This window comes from Algoriphagus sp. (assembly GCF_046296635.1).
Lineage (GTDB): Bacteria > Bacteroidota > Bacteroidia > Cytophagales > Cyclobacteriaceae > Algoriphagus.
In genome coordinates, this window is record NZ_JBKBKZ010000029.1 from 25,307 (window position 1) to 41,542 (window position 16,236).

Sequence of the window (16,236 nt, forward strand, 5' to 3'; positions counted from 1 at the left end):
TCCCTAAATATCTAAAAATCTCAGCAAGTTCCCGATTCGGTCTTCTTCTCCACTGACACCTGCTTCTTCTTGATAATGATCTATCACTCGATATCCGAAGCGCTCAAGCGTAGCTTTTATATGTCTAAGTTCCAGTTTATCAAGCTTCAGCGTGAGCTTGATTTTACTGTCATCCAAGGGGTCAATGGTAATAAAGGAACTGAGGATTTTAGCATTTTCAGATTCCACTAGCCTGGAAATTTCAGACAAATGGTAATCAGTCATAGAAAGGGAAAGTATCAATACGCTGCCTTGAGACTTAATTGACAAACTATCCGCAAAAGCTGCAATAGCATCTTCCATGGTCACTACTCCGAGATAGGTATTGTCTCTGTCTAAGACAGCCACTAGATTGGAATGGTGTTCAGAGGCCACCCTGAGTACGTCGTATATATGTTTATTAGAAAAAACCCAACATGAACCCGATTCTAATTCGATCGTTCCTATTAATTGCTCAGGATCATTCAAGTCAAAAATAACTTCATCATTTACAAACCCCAAAAATCGACCTTGATCAGAAACGGGCAAAGAATCGATTCGAATCTCTTCCATCCAAGCCAATGCCATTCCTGCCCGATCAGTAAGTTTGAGGGGCGGGATGAGATTATTGATAAATTCGTAGGCTTGCATGTGAGAAAGTTAGGAAATCAATTCACAAGACAAAACGCTTTGGACAGTATTCTTGTTCCTTTTAGTTGTTTTTACTGTAAAATTAAAGTGTAAAGTAGTTTGCCAAAATGCCTAGAGCGATACCTACAAGAATAATTATTGGTGAGGAGATTTTGGTAAACTGCAAGACAGAATACGTTCCAAGTATAAAAATAATATGAAGGATGTTAGCCTCAAGTGGTTCAAAAAGTAAATAAGCAGCAGCGATCAACATCCCACAGGACACGGCATTGATTCCCTCCAAGGCAGCGCGTACAGGTCTGTAAAGTTTCAGCTGATCCCAAAAACGAATCACAAAAAATATCAGGAAAATGCCTGGAAGAAAAATTCCAGCAGCTGCAATTAGCCCTCCAATCAGAAAACCCATCAAACCAAATTCTCGCATCGACAAGGCACCAACATAGGATGCGATAGAAAAAGTGGGGCCAGGAATTCCCTGAGAAATCGCATAACCTGTAAGAAATTCCTCGGAGGTCAGAAAATGCTTGAAGTCGACAAATTCTGTGTAGAGGTAAGGAACCAAAACTTGACCCCCACCAAAAATCAAACTACCATTTCGATAAAAGTTCTCAAAAAGCAGGATGGGTTGATATTTTGTTATTGCTCCTGCGACAGCCGCCAGAATTAATACCCCGCCCCAAAGATAAAAGTTCGCCCATTTTATGGTCAATGACTTATCCTCTTCAACTTTTGGCTGCTTTTTATATTTGATAGAAGTACTCAATCCACCAAGTACCAGCATGACTGGGAAAATATAAGGGGAACTGTAAAAGAACGAAACGAAAGCCGAGATCAATAATAAGATCATAGCATCCGTACTTTTTATCATTTTGCTAATGGTCTTCTGGGCTGCAAAAATGATAAACCCAATAGCCATCGGTTGGATAAATCGGGCAAAGTCAAGGGCTCCGGGAGTATTTTCCTGCAAAAAACTTATCACTACAGCTGTCCCGATCATGAGGAGGGTGGCAGGTAGGATCCAAACGAGTAATGCCAAATAGGCTAAATTGGGACCGCCTACGCGAAATCCAATGGCAGAAATCAGTTGAGTAGAAGAGGGGCCCGGGAGGATATTGCACAAGGCATTAAGTTCCCAAAGCTCCTCTTCTGAAATGTAGGCTCGATTTTTCACCATCCGCTCCAAGAGCATTGCCAAAAATGCCTGGGGTCCGCCAAATGCTGTAATGGACAGCGCAAAGACATCCTTTAGAAATACATAATATCGGACTTGGCGGACCGACATCTTATTTCTTCAGGCCTAATTCGCGGAGTCTTTCATCCAGAAACTCCCCTGCTGTAGCATCTGCAAACTGTTTTGGATTTTGATCATCGATGCAACTTTCCAAACAGGTCAAATCCATCTCGGATCTTGGATGCATGAAGAAAGGAATCGAAAATCTGCTCGTATGCATCAATTCGCGCGGAGGATTGACCACTCGATGGATCGTTGACTTTAATTTTTTATTGGTCAGACGCTCGAGCATATCTCCCACATTGACCACCAATTGGTCCGGAAGGGCGGTGATAGGAATCCATTTTCCATCTTTTCTTAAGACCTGCAACCCATCTGCACTTGCACCCATAAGAAGGGTGATTAGGTTGATGTCTCCGTGTTCCGCTGCTCGGACTGCGTCTGCTGGAACTTCATCTGGATTCTCGATAGGGAAGTAATGAATTTGACGCAAGATTGAATTTCCATGAACTACCTTGTCTTCGAAGTAGTCTTCTTGCAGATCCAAACTTAATGCAATTGCCTTGAGCATGGATTTTCCTGCATTTTCAAGCGTCTGGAAAGCTTCGATTGCATCATTTTGAAAGCCCTGAACTTCCGAAGGCCAAAGGTTTTCGGGGTATTCACTCTTTACCGAATCGGAGTCTGGAATAAGGCTTAATTCTTGACCTACATGATAAAATTCTTTTAAATCACCAGTATTTCGGCCTTTTGCATGTTCCTTACCTTTACCGGTATATCCGCGCTGATAGCCGATTTCCGGCTTCTCGTATTTCTTTTTTATTTCATCCGGCAAAGCAAAAAAGGATTTTATTGATCCATAGAGTCTATCTTGAAGATCCTTGGATAGTCCGTGGTTTTTAATTGCTACAAACCCGATATTTTGATATGCTTCGCCCAGTTTTTTCACAAATGCAGATTTCTGATCCGAAGTTCCGGAGGTGAAATCTGCGAGGTCCAAACTTGGAATTTCATCGAATAAGATGTCCATTTGTTTTAATGATTAGTTGATTTGCCAATATAATTCTTCAAAATTAAATATCTTTAAACTCAATTAGGATTGATCCATGAAGAAAATCGTATTTCTAAGTCTTTTGGTCAGTGTATTAGGCTGGTCCTGTTCAGAAAGTAAGCGAAAAATTAATGAATCTATCATTGATCTTAAGCAAGATTCAATTGCAGGGACTGCAGTTTTGCCGAAAGTCAGCTTTTATCAATATGAAGACTCATCTAATTTTCCTGATGCCATACTTGAACTTTACACTCCACTCGGAAACCAAGTTTTCAGGCCAGGGAAAGTTCCATTTGAATTTAACATCAAAAATTTCTCATATTTTGAGGAAGTCTCACAAAACCCAAAACTTTTCCTGATTTTCAATGGAGGTGATCGGATCGGCTTTTTTTCCCCAATTTTCCAACGAGAACTAACAGAAGGGACCTATCGTGTGGTCGCTTATCTTGTGGATGGGGATGGATATTCGCTAAAGAATTTTGGCAACTACATCGACCGGGATTTTATGGTGGGAGACTCGAGAGCATTTCCTTACTCCGCCGAACCATATATTGCCTTGAATTTGCCAACCAATGAACAAACTCTTCCTTTCGGCGAAGAATTAATCATCGACTTTTTGGTCTTGGGGGGCGACATGAAGCTTGATCGACTCAAAGTGCAAATCAGGGTCAATGACCTGGAATATGAGGTGGATCACATGTCGCCTGTTCGTGTGGCAAATTTACCGATTGGAGATTATAAGGTAAATGTAAAACTGACCCGAACCGACGGGAAAGAATTGGAGGGACCTTTCTCCAGTGTAGTCAAAACTGTCTATGTCCGATAAGTACTTATCTTTGGGCATCAAATCAAGAATACTTCATGCTTTTAGTTAATCAAATCCGGGAAAACTATGCCGATGTGCTAGCCGGTCTGCAAAAAAGAAATTTTCATAATGCACCTGCAATTTTGGATCAAGTGATTTCTCTGGATGACTTGAGAAAAACTACTCAGTCCCAACGTGATCAAATTCAGGCTGAAGCTAATCTTATCTCTAAACAGATAGGTGTACTCATGAAGGAAGGTAGGGCTGAGGAGGCTGTGGCTATTCGGGAGCGAACCTCCCAAATCAAAGAACAGATTAAGGATTTGGAGGCGCAATATGCGCAAACGGAAGAAGAGCTTAAGGCCTTGTTATATACCATTCCAAATGTGCCACATACCTCTGTTCCAAAAGGTAAATCAGCAGAAGACAATGAAGTGGTTTTAGAAAATGGCGAGATACCAGCATTATTTGAGGGGAAACTGCCGCATTGGGAGTTGATAAAAAAATATGACATCATCGACTTCGACCTAGGTGTGAAAATCACCGGGGCGGGCTTTCCTGTATACAAAGGCAAAGGAGCCAGACTTCAGCGGGCATTGATCAATTTCTTTTTGGATGAAGCCTTAGCTGCTGGGTATACAGAAATACAGCCGCCAATCTTGGTCAATGAAGACTCTGGATATGGTACCGGGCAACTTCCGGATAAAGAAGGGCAGATGTATTTTGCCACAGCTGATCAGCTTTATCTCATTCCAACAGCAGAGGTGCCGATTACTAATTTATACCGGGATGTGATCTTGTCCGAGGAGGATCTACCCATCAAAAATGTAGGCTATACGCCTTGCTTCAGAAGAGAGGCAGGAAGTTGGGGAGCGCATGTGAGAGGCTTGAATCGTCTACACCAGTTTGACAAAGTGGAGGTGGTCCAAATCACCCATCCGGATAAATCCTATGAGACGCTTGAAAGCATGAGTAGCTATGTTCAGGGCCTTTTGCAAAAGCTGGAATTGCCTTACCGAGTTCTCAGATTGTGTGGAGGAGATGTGGGCTTCACTTCTGCGCTGACTTACGACATGGAAGTCTATTCCGCAGCGCAGGAGCGATGGTTGGAGGTGAGCTCAGTTTCAAATTTTGAAACCTACCAGGCTAACAGACTGAAGCTTCGTTTCAAAGGAGAAGATAAGAAAACACAATTAGCTCATTCCCTAAATGGAAGCGCTTTGGCACTACCTCGGATTGTAGCAGCAATCTTGGAAAATAACCAAACTCCTGAAGGGATACGAATGCCGAAAGTTCTGCATCGGTATTTGGGATTCGACTCCATTTAGGAAAATCTAAAATGAAACCGTTGGTGAATCATCTGGTCGAGACGGAGCTTCTGTGGCCGAGGATCTATTCCTATGACCTTTTAACCCTGATGAAAGTGGATGGAAAATGGAAAATTGTCCATAAGACTTGGTATGAAGAGATTAGATAAATCCTTAACACAGTTTCTTGTGGATCTCAAGCACCTGAGGGATCAGGAGTTTATTTTCAGAGTTTTTAATCACGAAATCAGCCAGTTCGTTTTTCTTTTCATCGGGTAGTTGCTGATTGATGATTTGATTGATTTGTTCTTCACTTCGATGGGTATCCCGCATGAGTACACGGGCCATTCGGATTTTGAGTGGTGAACTGACATTGATGACTTTGTCAAGTTCTTCAGCAGATCCGGTTTCAAAAAGAAGTGCAGCCTCTTTGAGTAGGTAAGGAGCTGTTTGGTTTTCAGCCCATGATTTGAAATCCGTCCCAACTGCGGGGTGAACAAGTGAATTGATTTTTTTTACTTTTTCCGGATCGGAAAATACCTGTTCAGCGAGAAAAATTCGATTCAGGGAACCATCATGGAGATAGGTGTCTGCTCCAAATTCATTAATCAATTGGGATTTCAAATTGGAGTCATTGGACATAAGCCACTTTGCCCTGTCATCTGCAGAATAAACCGGTATACCCAGAATCTGAAACATCTGGCAAACAGTAGATTTTCCAGACCCAATTCCTCCGGTGATACCTACCAATTTTGGCCTAGAATTAGTCATATTTCAACTTCACAAGGGCAGGATTCACGACAATGTTTTTGATGTAGTTTGGTCGTGGGCTTACTTCGATCATGAGCGTGCTGTCTTCTCGATTCCTTTTTCCATAATCCAAAACTGCCTCAAATTCCACATCCTTTAATTCTGTCACTTTGCCTTCATTTACTAAATAAGACATCATGGGGGTCAGCTCCTCATTAACCAAAGTGACTGATTTTGGAAAATTGACCTTTCTTATTTTGAGTCGTTTATTTCCTTCCAGATATTGGATTATCGAAAAGTTGACTTCAATTGTTTCTTCTTGAAGACTAACAAATTCAGTTAATTTTTTTTCTATTTCTACAGAAACGGTTTTTTGGAAATTTTCACTGATTCTGTTTTCATTTAATTTCACTGGGAATTTCCCACTATAACCATCCAAAAGGGAACTTGGTCCAGTAACGGTCACTTTTTTTGGAGAAAAATTAATGGGACCGTCGATTTCTACATTTTTTGCTAAACTGAAGCTAGCACTATCCAGAACCAAATCTAAGGATCTCGTTTCAATTCGATCAATTTGAAAATGAATGGAGTCTTTCAATGCTCCTACAAGGGTAGTCGGTGAAATAAAATCACCTAATGGGCGCTTTAAATCGGAAGTCAGAATAAACCCTCTGGAGGAAGGTTCTGCCAAATTGATGATGAAAGGGGGCTCATTGAGTCTGAAATATTTCCGAAGCAAATCCCAACCATCCCCGGAGATTTCAATGGGGAAACTTTCAGGAAGAGGCTGAACGGCCATGAATCGTTCCTGATCAAAATCCCAAGCTAAGGGATAATCCACAACAGTCGTGTAATTGTCCTTGTTCAGGGCATTTAAAATCCAAAAAGTGGTAGCCGCTGCAATGCAGAGGACTACCACTTTTAAATTGGAGAGTTTCCTGGAAGAAATCCTTCCGGAGGATTTTTTAGTTTCCGGCAAAGCTCAATTTATTTTGTTGGAGTTGACTTTTTTGAGAAGTCGAGAGAAATAGCGGATTTTTCGATTTTCACCTTAAGACCTCGGTCCAGTTCAATTTGGACAGTATCTCCATCCACACTGTAAACTTTTCCGTGGAGGCCACCGATAGTAACGACATCATCTCCCTTTTTTATTTCTTCAATGAATTTCCTGGTATCTTTTTGTTTTTTCTGCTGAGGTCTGATCATGAAAAAATACATAATCAGGATTATTGAGCCGAAGAGGAACACTTGACCAAGAATACCACTGCCACCTGCGGCGGCTTGAGCTAATACAGTAGAAATCATATTTATCGTTTCAATGGACCGGCAGGAGCTGCTGCACCGGCCAACTTAGGAGTAACTGACCCTTTCAAACTCAATCTGGTTATTGTTGGGTTTGTATTTGCCTGAATTGTCACAGTTGGTGCCTGAGCACCGGATTTTGCGGTAGAATTGAAGGCTACTTTTACAAAGCCTTTATCACCGGGATTAACTGGAGTTTTGGTCCAATCAGGACTTGTACATCCGCAGGAAGCAGTGATATTGGATATCACCAATGGAGATTGGCCATTGTTGGTAAAGTTGAAGATGTGCTCCACCACTTGACCTTCATTGATATTTCCAAAATCGTACTCCATTTCAGCAAACTGGAATCCTCCCAAGGTACTTGGGTCTGCAGCAGTTGTAGTCTGTGCATTTACCGGAGTTACCGCGGTGTTGTTGTTTTCCAGTTGTGCGATTTTGTCCTCTAATGCCTGAATTTTGGCAGCCTGGTCACTTTTTTGTTCGCATGAGCTGGCCAAAACCAACACCAATGCAAAAACGCTGAGCAATTTAATTTTCATAGAATCTTAGTTATTACCTTGGTTTATTTGATCGATTAATTTATTAACGTCATTTAGCAGGTTTTCCGCTTTGTTTTTCGCCTCAGAAATTACTCGCTTTCCCTCAGTTTTTGCATCGTTGAGATGAAGCTCTTTCCCTTCAACTAAGTCTCCGATAAGTTCTTCCAATTCTTTTTTGTATTTGGAAAGTTTAAAAGAAAGTCTGTCTCGGGTATTTGCTCCAGTATCAGGAGCAAACAAAATGCCCAAAGCAGCACCGACTCCGGTGCCTAATGCAAATGCGAATAGTGTATTTGTGCTTTTACTCATGGTTTCCTTATTTATTGTCTAATAGTCCTCGTCCACTCTTACGGATTTGGCCGCTATCGGTTAGTTCTTTTGCCAAAACATCCAATAAACCGTTTACAAACTGCTTGCTCTTTGGCGTACTATAAGTTTTGGAAATATCAATGTACTCATTGATACTTACTTTTATTGGGATACTCGGGAAATTCTTCATTTCCGCGATAGCCATCGAAATGATGATTTTGTCGGTAAATGCAAGTCGATCAATATCCCAATTCTTTGTTTTATTAGCGATCAATTCCTTGCTGGAATCAATATTTTCAATCGTGAAGTTAAAGATATTTTGAAAAAACTCCTTATCCTCCTCCCAGTTGATGGCAATATCCGGTAGCTTATCAGCCTCCGAAAGGCTGGGGTCAGAGGCATTCTTTAATACTTTTGATGCCAGACTACGAACCACCGATTTATTTTCAGTCCAATTCAGGTCTTTTTCAGAAAAAAGGTTGAGGATCACCTCATTCTTGAAAAGAATTTTTTTCAATAAATCATCCGCTGCTTCATAATCTTGATCCATGGTAGGTTCGGCCAAAAGAAGGTAAGCCTGATAAGTTTCCGAAGGCTTGATGTAATCACGAAACCATTCTTTCAGCTCAAGTTCAATGTCATCAAGATTGACATTATTCCGTGCGATTGCAGCCCTGTAAGTCGGAGATTCGCGAATCACTTTCAATACCTGATTGTTGGCTAGGTTAATCTCATTTGTAAATGCTATGGGACTGTCTCCTGCAAGTTTTTTCTTTTTCTCTATTTCTTTGGCTACATGTTTGGCAAAAGCTTGCAAAAGTTCAATGGCCAAAAGGTAGAGTTGAGGGATGCGTTCTGCCGAAATGACCATGTTTTTAAGCATGAACTGACGGTCTTTTTCAGTAGCTGAATGAAACTGCTGAATTGCTGCCAGAACGACTTGCTTTATTTTTGGCTTTGCATCAGTAGATTTGAGCAAAGTTGTATTTTCCAGATTTTGGTCAAAGAGTTTAATTGCTTCTTCGGCATCCTTGATCAAAGCAGGTTTGTCCTGCACTTCCATACTATTGAGATCAGGCAAAAAAGACTCCCGGATGAAGTCTCGGGCAATATTGAGATTGGATCCTTTGCATTGTTCGAAGGCGTAAAGATTCTGAAATGCCTTGACTCTGAGGATTCTTCTGTTTAGCATAAAGGTTTTAAAAGAATTGCAAATATAGGGAAATTGAATGGGGTATACCCATTAGGTATGGGACAAAAAAAACCACCGAACGCTAGTTTTTCGGTGGTCTTTTGGAAAATATTAAATTCTTTTAAAATGGAAGTTTTACCCTTCCCATTGCCTCAATTCTAGCTTTAGCGACTTCGATTGCTGCCTGTTGGGCAGGAATTTTCTCAATTTCAGATTTAACGAGGATGCTCAGACAAGTGTCATAGATTTTTTCAGTTTGTGCAAAGACAGTCTCTTTGTTATAATCCTGGTAGTATTCGGCCCCCACATTAATTACACCTCCGGCATTGATCAAAAAGTCAGGAGCATAGATAATTCCTTTGTCCATGAGAATCTTGCCATGTTTATCTTCATCTTGAAGCTGATTGTTTGCTCCGCCGGCTATCACAGCACATTTCAGTCTATCAATTGTTTGATCATTGATGGTGGCACCAAGGGCACAAGGGGCATAAATATCCATAGGCAGATCATAGATTACATTTGGATCCACTACGGTAGCACCCGAAGACTTGGCTATTTCTTTTAATTTATCCTCGAAAATATCAGTAATCATTATTTCGGCACCTTCTTTTACCAGGTATTCGATGAGGTATTTTCCTACTTGTCCAACACCCTGCACACCGATTTTCTTTCCTTTGAGAGATTCAGAACCAAAGGCCTTCTTTGCTGCTGCTTTCATTCCCATATATACACCAAACGAAGTGACAGGGGATGGATCGCCGGCTCCGCCTTTGATTTGTGGCAGTCCCGTAACATGACGGGTCTCCATGGCAATGTATTCCATGTCTGACGTTTTCATGTTTACATCCTCTGCAGTTACATATCGGCCACCAAGGCTTTCCACAAAGCGACCGAATCTTCTAAGAAAGGCCTCATTTTTCAGTTTTGGATCACCGATCAATACAGCTTTACCTCCTCCGAGATTAAGTCCGGCGAGGGCATTTTTAAAAGTCATTCCTCTGGATAGTCTTAGAACATCGGTGATGGCTTCAGCTTCCGAAGCATAAGGCCACATTCGTGTACCTCCAAGGGCCGGTCCAAGTACCGTATTATGAATCCCAATAAGTGCCTTAAGGCCAGTCGCTTGGTCATGACAAATCACAAGTTGCTCGTGATCCATGGTGCTGATTTGTCCAAAAATAGACCCCTCTCGCACACTTTCGGTAGCTTTAATCTCTAACATCTGAACTTAGCTTTTTAGAATATGTTATATTTGGGTTGTAGCCTGAGAATATAGGCTGATACAAAATTAAATACTTTTATCAGCCCGCAAAGGAATTACTTCCATAGTTTCTATAAGTTTATCCTCGATTTTAAAGTTTTTATTTGGTGAAGTCACTTTGGAGAATCAATAAGTATTTATATAAATACAAGGGATTATTGCTGTTGGGAATACTATTCACTGTGATATCCAATGTCTTCGTAATTATTCCTGCACAACTAGTACGAATAGCCATAGATTATGTGGTGGAGAGTTTCTCTATTTATCGCCCGCTAATGCAGGGAGGAATGGGAGAAATTGCCAGAGAAAATTTTTTGCAGTTTGTGTTTATTTTCGGCGTATTGATTTTGGTAATGGCCTTATTGAGAGGTTTTTTTCTTTTTCTCATTAGGCAGACCATTATAATCATGTCCCGAAAGGTAGAATATGATATGAAGAACGAAATCTTCAACCACTACCAAAATCTTCCTCTTAGTTTTTATCGCAAGAACAGCACCGGGGATCTTATGGCTAGAATTACCGAGGATGTAAGTCGGGTAAGGATGTATTTGGGGCCAGCCATAATGTATGGGTTGAATTTGTTGATACTCTTCCCCCTTGTGATTTTTTACATGATTTCTGTAAATGCTGAATTGACATTTTATTCCCTACTTCCACTGCCTATTTTGTCTGTAAGCATCTATTTCGTTAATAACTTAATCAACGAACGATCTGAAAAAATTCAAAGGAGCCTGTCAGAATTAAGCACTTTCGTTCAGGAAGCTTTTTCCGGCATTAGAGTGTTGAAGGCCTTTGTGAGAGAGGAAGATTCCGCCAGAGATTTTACCAAAGCTAGCGAAGAATATAAAGTAAAATCGATCAATCTGACACGGGTTAATGCCCTGTTTTTCCCGCTCATTATGGCTTTGGTGGGAATTTCTACCATCATCACAGTATATGTGGGCGGTATGCAGGTAATCCAAGGGGAGATTGGCTATGGTGTCATTGCTGAGTTCATCTTATATGTCAATATCCTAACTTGGCCAGTCACCTCACTCGGATGGGTCACCAGCATTGTGCAACGCGCGGCGGCTTCGCAAACTAGGATCAACGAATTTTTGGATATCAAAAATGATATAGTCAGTCTTGAAAATGTGGTATCGGATATTCAAGGCAGTATTCTTGTTGAGAATCTTTCTTTTCGCTACCCTGAATCGGGAATTCAGGCCCTGGATCAGGTTTCTTTTGAAATCAAAGCAGGTCAAACCTTGGGAATAATAGGAACGACAGGATCGGGAAAGTCAACCATTGCCAATCTTCTGATGCGAATGTATGATCCATCTACTGGCCGCATTTTGATAGATGGCCAAGACATCCGCAATTATGATATATCGGCATTAAGGAAGCAAATCGGCTTTGTGCCACAGGATGTTTTTCTATTTTCAGATTCTATAGCCAACAATATCGCATTTGGTATAGACCATGCGGATCAGGCTATAGTGGAAAAAGCAGCAAAAGACGCTGATGTTTACCAGAATATAATTGACTTTCCGAAAGGCTTCGAAACAATACTAGGTGAGCGGGGCATCACCTTGTCTGGGGGTCAAAAGCAACGTGTTTCTATTGCCCGAGCCATTGCCAAGGAACCCAAAATTCTGATTTTGGATGATTGTCTTTCTGCTGTCGATACCAAAACAGAAAACTCGATTTTGACCGCATTGCGAAAAATTATGGAAAACCGGACTTCAGTGATCATATCTCACCGGGTATCATCTGCAAAGCTTGCAGATCATATAATCGTATTGGATGACGGGAAAATTATTGAGCGGGGAGACCATGATTCACTCATGAATCAAAAGGGAGTTTATGCTGATCTTTATGAAAAGCAGACTCAATCGGGAGAGCCTGTAGAAGATTGATTTTATTAAAGACCACTGGTTTTCAATAATTTCGTTTAACTTAAGGTCCTAATTTATCACTTTTGGCTATGGAAAAGAAAAAATCAACTGCTCAAGATATCGAAGAGGTACTTAGAGAAATTGGAGATAAAATAGAAGAACTCATCCAAAAAGGGGCAGAGGCTAGTGCTGATGTCAAAGAAGAAATCGAACAAAAGATAAAGGATCTAAAGGAAAATAAAACTTCACTTGAAGAGGAACTCCGGAAAGGTAAAGAAATGCTGGAGCGAGAATTCAAAGAGAAAAAAGAAGAATTTGGCCCAAAAATTCAGGAATCCAAAGGGTTTATGAAGGAAGGATTCAGGCAGATTTTTTTAGGAATTAAAGCACTGTTCGGTAAAAAGTAATTCCCATAACACTTATCCTATCAAAAAAATGCCCCCAGAGATTAGTCTTTGGGGGCATTTTTTATTTTCCTTGGAGAGGATTGCATCGATCATAGTTTGGATCAATGTCAATAAAAACATCTTCTTTGGCAGTGACAAACCACTTTTCTAAAATCTCATCCTCCTTTCGTCGAAGTGTGGCAGCCTTTAGTTTCTCATAATCATCTTGCAAGTTTGCCCGATGAGCTGGGTATTTGGCTTTATAATACAATATCCGCACTTTGGTGCCCTCTCTTGGGTCTATAAATCGAATGGGTGTAGTGATATTTCCAACGGCCATGGTGTCGATGGTAAAGTAAAGGACCGGATCTTCGAGCGTTCTAAGAGAAAGTCGATTTGAATTGGTAGCGGGGTCTGTGAAAAAACCTCCGTTGTCGGAAGTAGCTCTATCAGTTGAATATTCTTTGGCAGCTTTTGCAAAGTCTACTTTTCCGGCTTGAATCTCTTTCCTGAGGCTGTCAAGGTAACGTTCCGCTTTCAAAATATCCTCTTCGCTGGCAGTTGGAATTCGAAGGATATGGCGGGTATTATAGCTTGTTCCTTTGATCTCCAGCAATTGAATCATGTGAAAACCAAACTGAGTTTCGACAGGATCACTTATTTCTCCTGGTCGAAGTCCTAATGAGGTTGACTCATATTCAGGTGCCAATTCACCTCTCCTGAAAAATCCTAAGTCTCCCCCTTGCGGACCAGATCCAGGATCTTCGGAATGCTGCTTGGCTAGTTCGGCAAAATCCGCTTTTCCTTCCAGAATGTCTTGTTTGAATTGTGTCAACTGAGCTATAAGTTGCTCCCTTACTTGGGGACTGACCTCTGGTTTTCTTACAATCTGCCCAACCGTAGCCTCGGATGTGAATAAAGGAAGAGAATCTTTGGGGATGGTATTGAAAAAAGAACGAACATCAGCCGGAGATACAGTGATTCCCTCTGTGATCTTTGATCTCATCTTGGAGACTACCAGTTGCTCCCTTATCACATCTTCAATTTCGCTCTTCAGTTGTTCCGCAGTTTTTCCATAGACTTGGACAAGGACACTCTCATCACCTCCAAACTGCTGCATCACAGCATTGAATCGGTTATTCACTTGCAACAAGACCTCCGGTTCAGTCACCAGTACCGAATCTATCTCAGCCTTGGCGACCATCAATTTATTGATCATCAAGCTCTCAAATACCTCGCATCGTGTTGGCGCTATTATTCCTTGCTGAGCTTGGGCTAGTGCCTCGATGTATGTTTGCTGGACTTCTGATTCTAGGATAATGTTATTATTTACTTTGGCGACAATTTTATCCAGCACTTGTCCAGACGGAGGGGCTTCCTGGGAAAAGGAATGACCTAAAGTCATCACTCCAAGAAGGCTGAAAATAAGTCGATTGAGAAACTTCATAATAGTAGGTGATCTTTTAATTCCGAAAGTTGGGAACCTTGGTTATTGATTCAATGCCAGAAAAGCTTCCTCTTTCACCCGAGGATTTATCTTAATTGGATATTTGCTTTTTAGCGCTTGTATGAGGGTCTTATCCAGGTGCTCTTGATAATCTCTAATTACCAATCCTCTAGATTCTTCAAATTTTTTAGGTTCAGATGGGAATTTCTGTCCCAGAATCACCAGATATAGCATACCGTCTATCTCGATCTCTTGATAAGAGGTGTCCAAATTAACTTTGGAAAGCACTCCATGATCCGCATATTCGAAAATGCCATTTTCTGTTTGATATGCCAATGGTGAATTGCTTTGGTAATTAGCTTCAAAATCTTGGATTGATACAGTGTTAAATCCACTTTCACGAAGAGATTTCCGGGCATTTTCTAACTGGCTGCGATCTAAAACCTTAACCAGGTAGGCTTCAACTCTATTTTTCCACTGATACTTTGTGATATTCTTTCTGAAGAATTCTACCTGGCCAATTGAATCGTTGATCCCTTTCTGCCAAACTTCTTGATTCATCAATGAGAAAAGCAAAATACCATCCCGGTATTCTTTTAGGAGCATTTTATATTCTTTATTGTTGGCCTCCAGGTCTTTTTCCTCGGTTTGAGCCAATGTATTGGAAACAAACCGATCATACCAAATATCAAATGTGCCTCCTTTGATTCTTGGACTGATTTCCTCATTTTTCATAAAATTAAGGAGATCGGTAGCCGTGTAGGTTTTACCTTGCAGCGTAAAAAGGGTTGACTTTTCCAAGGAACTACTAATCAATGCGGATTCAAAAGTTGATTTGTTAGTTGAATTCAGTATTTGGGCTAATTGAGCTACCATACTTTCATTTTCCGAAAAGTTATAGCGGGCCTTCTGAATGGCAACTACCTGAGACTGGATCATACCAGATCGAGAATCTCTCAAGATTTTAGATCGAATTGTTTCTTCCATATCTTCAAAAGATTCAATAGGTTTTTTTTCCTCAAGACGTAGAATATGATAACCATATTGAGTTTTGAGGGGAGGGGAAACCTCTCCAAATTCTGTCAAAGAAAATGCGGCCATCTCAAATTCAGGGATCATGCTGCCCACACCGAACCAAGGGAGAATTCCACCTCTACGATTGGTGGCTGGATCTTCAGAGAATGTCTTTACAATATCTTCCCAAACGGTACTTTCCTTTTGGATTTCAGCATAGATATCCGAAATTTTCCTTCTGGCATTTTCTTCCTGAGTTGGGTCTTTGGGATCAAATCGAACCAAAATATGTGAAACGCGAACAAGTCCAGGATTCTGTTGACGATCTTGAACCTGAATAATGTGATAGCCAAAGTTGGATAATACTGGATCAGACAACTGCCCAACTTGAAGATTGAATGCAGCATCTTCGAAAGGCTGAACCATTTGTAGACTGCTGAAGTAGCCTAGATCTCCCTTATTAGCTTTTGCTGAGGGGTCGTCTGAATATTGTACAGCAAGTTCATTAATATTGCCTCCATTTTCGATTTCTCCACGAACCTTCAATGCCATTTTCAATACGATAAGACTATCCTCCGAACTGGCATTTGGAGGAAATTGGAAAAGGATGTGACTAGCCCGAATCACTTCCTGCATGCGAGAGTAGGCTTTTCGAAGTTCACCTTCTTCAAGAGAATTTTTGATCAAGTAAGGGTAAATCAACGTTTCTTTGAATGAATCAAATTCTCTTGAGAATTCAATGGTTTTATCCAATCCTAAGGATTCTGCTTCCCTTACTTTTAATTTATAATTAACAAAAAGATCGAGATTTTCTTCAAACTCATCCCGACTGACACCGGACTTAGGAGTATCGGAATTTTTTCCTTTGGAAATTAAATAGACCAATTCGTCCTTGTCGACTGGATTACCATCCAGGGTGAGTAGCACCTGATTAGGATTCTGTGCTGAGGCCCACGGCGATATGCCAAACAAAGAGATAAATAAAGGAAAAACCAGATATGCCGAAATTGTTCGGTGATTCATGAATAGAAAGATGGCCGATTTAGTATGCAATGTTACAAATTTATCAGGAATTCGACTCTTTACCCGTATT

17 protein-coding genes are annotated in these 16,236 nt (G+C 40.8%); 5 read left to right on the plus strand and 12 right to left on the minus strand.

Translation table 11 applies throughout. The features are described from left to right. Positions 1-3: 3 nt before the first annotated feature. The 3 genes from ACK4HU_RS17945 to ACK4HU_RS17955 form a co-directional block, all read right to left on the minus strand. Positions 4-669, minus strand: a complete 666-nt coding sequence (locus ACK4HU_RS17945) for a CBS domain-containing protein (protein ID WP_409809100.1) — start codon at positions 667-669, stop codon at positions 4-6. Between the two features lie 82 nt (positions 670-751). Continuing rightward, complete coding sequence (gene chrA / locus ACK4HU_RS17950) at positions 752-1,951, minus strand: chromate efflux transporter (protein WP_409809101.1); 1,200 nt, start codon at positions 1,949-1,951, stop codon at positions 752-754. Position 1,952: 1 nt separating this feature from the next. After that, on the minus strand, positions 1,953-2,930 hold the full coding sequence (locus ACK4HU_RS17955) for an isopenicillin N synthase family dioxygenase (RefSeq protein WP_409809102.1): 978 nt from the start codon (positions 2,928-2,930) through the stop codon (positions 1,953-1,955). A gap of 76 nt (positions 2,931-3,006) precedes the next feature. On the opposite strand from ACK4HU_RS17955, the gene ACK4HU_RS17960 reads away from it, so the two are divergent. From ACK4HU_RS17960 to ACK4HU_RS17970, 3 genes are read left to right on the plus strand one after another with little or no spacing between them, the layout of a single operon-like run. Next, positions 3,007-3,777: a hypothetical protein gene (locus ACK4HU_RS17960; protein WP_409809103.1), complete on the plus strand. Its 771-nt coding sequence runs from the start codon at positions 3,007-3,009 to the stop codon at positions 3,775-3,777. 35 nt (positions 3,778-3,812) lie between these two features. Then, positions 3,813-5,084 carry a serine--tRNA ligase gene (gene serS, locus ACK4HU_RS17965; RefSeq protein ID WP_409809104.1) on the plus strand — a complete coding sequence of 424 codons (1,272 nt, stop codon included), beginning with the start codon at positions 3,813-3,815 and terminating at the stop codon, positions 5,082-5,084. An 11-nt stretch (positions 5,085-5,095) separates the two neighbouring features. Beyond that, positions 5,096-5,233, plus strand: coding sequence for a nuclear transport factor 2 family protein (locus ACK4HU_RS17970; protein ID WP_409809105.1), 138 nt, complete (start codon positions 5,096-5,098; stop codon positions 5,231-5,233). A 4-nt stretch (positions 5,234-5,237) separates the two neighbouring features. Here the strand turns inward: ACK4HU_RS17970 and coaE are convergent, their stop codons facing one another. The 7 genes from coaE to ACK4HU_RS18005 all read right to left on the minus strand — a co-directional run bounded on the left by coaE (position 5,238) and on the right by ACK4HU_RS18005 (position 10,380). Continuing rightward, positions 5,238-5,834, minus strand: a complete 597-nt coding sequence (gene coaE, locus ACK4HU_RS17975; protein ID WP_409809106.1) for a dephospho-CoA kinase — start codon at positions 5,832-5,834, stop codon at positions 5,238-5,240. Then, on the minus strand, positions 5,827-6,792 hold the full coding sequence (locus ACK4HU_RS17980; protein ID WP_409809107.1) for a YbbR-like domain-containing protein: 966 nt from the start codon (positions 6,790-6,792) through the stop codon (positions 5,827-5,829). The genes coaE and ACK4HU_RS17980 overlap by 8 nt, the downstream gene beginning before the upstream one ends. A gap of 8 nt (positions 6,793-6,800) precedes the next feature. Continuing rightward, positions 6,801-7,118, minus strand: a complete 318-nt coding sequence (gene yajC / locus ACK4HU_RS17985) for a preprotein translocase subunit YajC (RefSeq protein ID WP_409809108.1) — start codon at positions 7,116-7,118, stop codon at positions 6,801-6,803. A 2-nt stretch (positions 7,119-7,120) separates the two neighbouring features. Further along, the gene (locus ACK4HU_RS17990; protein ID WP_409809109.1) at positions 7,121-7,657 is read right to left on the minus strand and encodes a DUF1573 domain-containing protein; all 537 of its coding nucleotides are present in this window, start codon (positions 7,655-7,657) and stop codon (positions 7,121-7,123) included. Between the two features lie 6 nt (positions 7,658-7,663). Continuing rightward, a complete protein-coding gene (locus ACK4HU_RS17995; protein WP_409809110.1) occupies positions 7,664-7,966 on the minus strand; it encodes a YtxH domain-containing protein in 303 nt (100 codons plus the stop codon). Between the two features lie 7 nt (positions 7,967-7,973). After that, a complete protein-coding gene (gene nusB / locus ACK4HU_RS18000) occupies positions 7,974-9,158 on the minus strand; it encodes a transcription antitermination factor NusB (protein WP_409809111.1) in 1,185 nt (394 codons plus the stop codon). 121 nt (positions 9,159-9,279) lie between these two features. Then, positions 9,280-10,380 (minus strand): Glu/Leu/Phe/Val dehydrogenase dimerization domain-containing protein, encoded by a 1,101-nt coding sequence (locus ACK4HU_RS18005; protein WP_409809112.1) that lies wholly within the window; start codon positions 10,378-10,380, stop codon positions 9,280-9,282. 146 nt (positions 10,381-10,526) lie between these two features. Between ACK4HU_RS18005 and ACK4HU_RS18010 the strand changes: the two genes are divergently transcribed. Both ACK4HU_RS18010 and ACK4HU_RS18015 read left to right on the plus strand, forming a co-directional pair. Beyond that, positions 10,527-12,317, plus strand: a complete 1,791-nt coding sequence (locus ACK4HU_RS18010; protein WP_409809113.1) for an ABC transporter ATP-binding protein — start codon at positions 10,527-10,529, stop codon at positions 12,315-12,317. Between the two features lie 68 nt (positions 12,318-12,385). Further along, the gene (locus ACK4HU_RS18015) at positions 12,386-12,703 is read left to right on the plus strand and encodes a hypothetical protein (RefSeq protein ID WP_409809114.1); all 318 of its coding nucleotides are present in this window, start codon (positions 12,386-12,388) and stop codon (positions 12,701-12,703) included. A gap of 61 nt (positions 12,704-12,764) precedes the next feature. Here ACK4HU_RS18015 and ACK4HU_RS18020 read toward each other — a convergent pair whose 3' ends face one another. Both ACK4HU_RS18020 and ACK4HU_RS18025 read right to left on the minus strand, forming a co-directional pair. Beyond that, positions 12,765-14,129: a peptidylprolyl isomerase gene (locus tag ACK4HU_RS18020; RefSeq protein WP_409809115.1), complete on the minus strand. Its 1,365-nt coding sequence runs from the start codon at positions 14,127-14,129 to the stop codon at positions 12,765-12,767. Between the two features lie 42 nt (positions 14,130-14,171). Continuing rightward, positions 14,172-16,166 (minus strand): peptidylprolyl isomerase, encoded by a 1,995-nt coding sequence (locus tag ACK4HU_RS18025; RefSeq protein ID WP_409809116.1) that lies wholly within the window; start codon positions 16,164-16,166, stop codon positions 14,172-14,174. Positions 16,167-16,236 lie beyond the last annotated feature (70 nt).

Bases quoted from the DNA above. Each gene is read 5' to 3' on its own strand.
- ACK4HU_RS17945 (WP_409809100.1), bottom strand. From the start codon at position 669: ATGCAAGCCTACGAATTTATCAATAATCTCATCCCGCCCCTCAAACTT.
- chrA (WP_409809101.1), bottom strand. From the start codon at position 1,951: ATGTCGGTCCGCCAAGTCCGATATTATGTATTTCTAAAGGATGTCTTT.
- ACK4HU_RS17955 (WP_409809102.1), bottom strand. From the start codon at position 2,930: ATGGACATCTTATTCGATGAAATTCCAAGTTTGGACCTCGCAGATTTC.
- ACK4HU_RS17960 (WP_409809103.1), top strand. From the start codon at position 3,007: ATGAAGAAAATCGTATTTCTAAGTCTTTTGGTCAGTGTATTAGGCTGG.
- serS (WP_409809104.1), top strand. From the start codon at position 3,813: ATGCTTTTAGTTAATCAAATCCGGGAAAACTATGCCGATGTGCTAGCC.
- ACK4HU_RS17970 (WP_409809105.1), top strand. From the start codon at position 5,096: ATGAAACCGTTGGTGAATCATCTGGTCGAGACGGAGCTTCTGTGGCCG.
- coaE (WP_409809106.1), bottom strand. From the start codon at position 5,834: ATGACTAATTCTAGGCCAAAATTGGTAGGTATCACCGGAGGAATTGGG.
- yajC (WP_409809108.1), bottom strand. From the start codon at position 7,118: ATGATTTCTACTGTATTAGCTCAAGCCGCCGCAGGTGGCAGTGGTATT.
- ACK4HU_RS17990 (WP_409809109.1), bottom strand. From the start codon at position 7,657: ATGAAAATTAAATTGCTCAGCGTTTTTGCATTGGTGTTGGTTTTGGCC.
- ACK4HU_RS17995 (WP_409809110.1), bottom strand. From the start codon at position 7,966: ATGAGTAAAAGCACAAATACACTATTCGCATTTGCATTAGGCACCGGA.
- nusB (WP_409809111.1), bottom strand. From the start codon at position 9,158: ATGCTAAACAGAAGAATCCTCAGAGTCAAGGCATTTCAGAATCTTTAC.
- ACK4HU_RS18005 (WP_409809112.1), bottom strand. From the start codon at position 10,380: ATGTTAGAGATTAAAGCTACCGAAAGTGTGCGAGAGGGGTCTATTTTT.
- ACK4HU_RS18015 (WP_409809114.1), top strand. From the start codon at position 12,386: ATGGAAAAGAAAAAATCAACTGCTCAAGATATCGAAGAGGTACTTAGA.
- ACK4HU_RS18020 (WP_409809115.1), bottom strand. From the start codon at position 14,129: ATGAAGTTTCTCAATCGACTTATTTTCAGCCTTCTTGGAGTGATGACT.
- ACK4HU_RS18025 (WP_409809116.1), bottom strand. From the start codon at position 16,166: ATGAATCACCGAACAATTTCGGCATATCTGGTTTTTCCTTTATTTATC.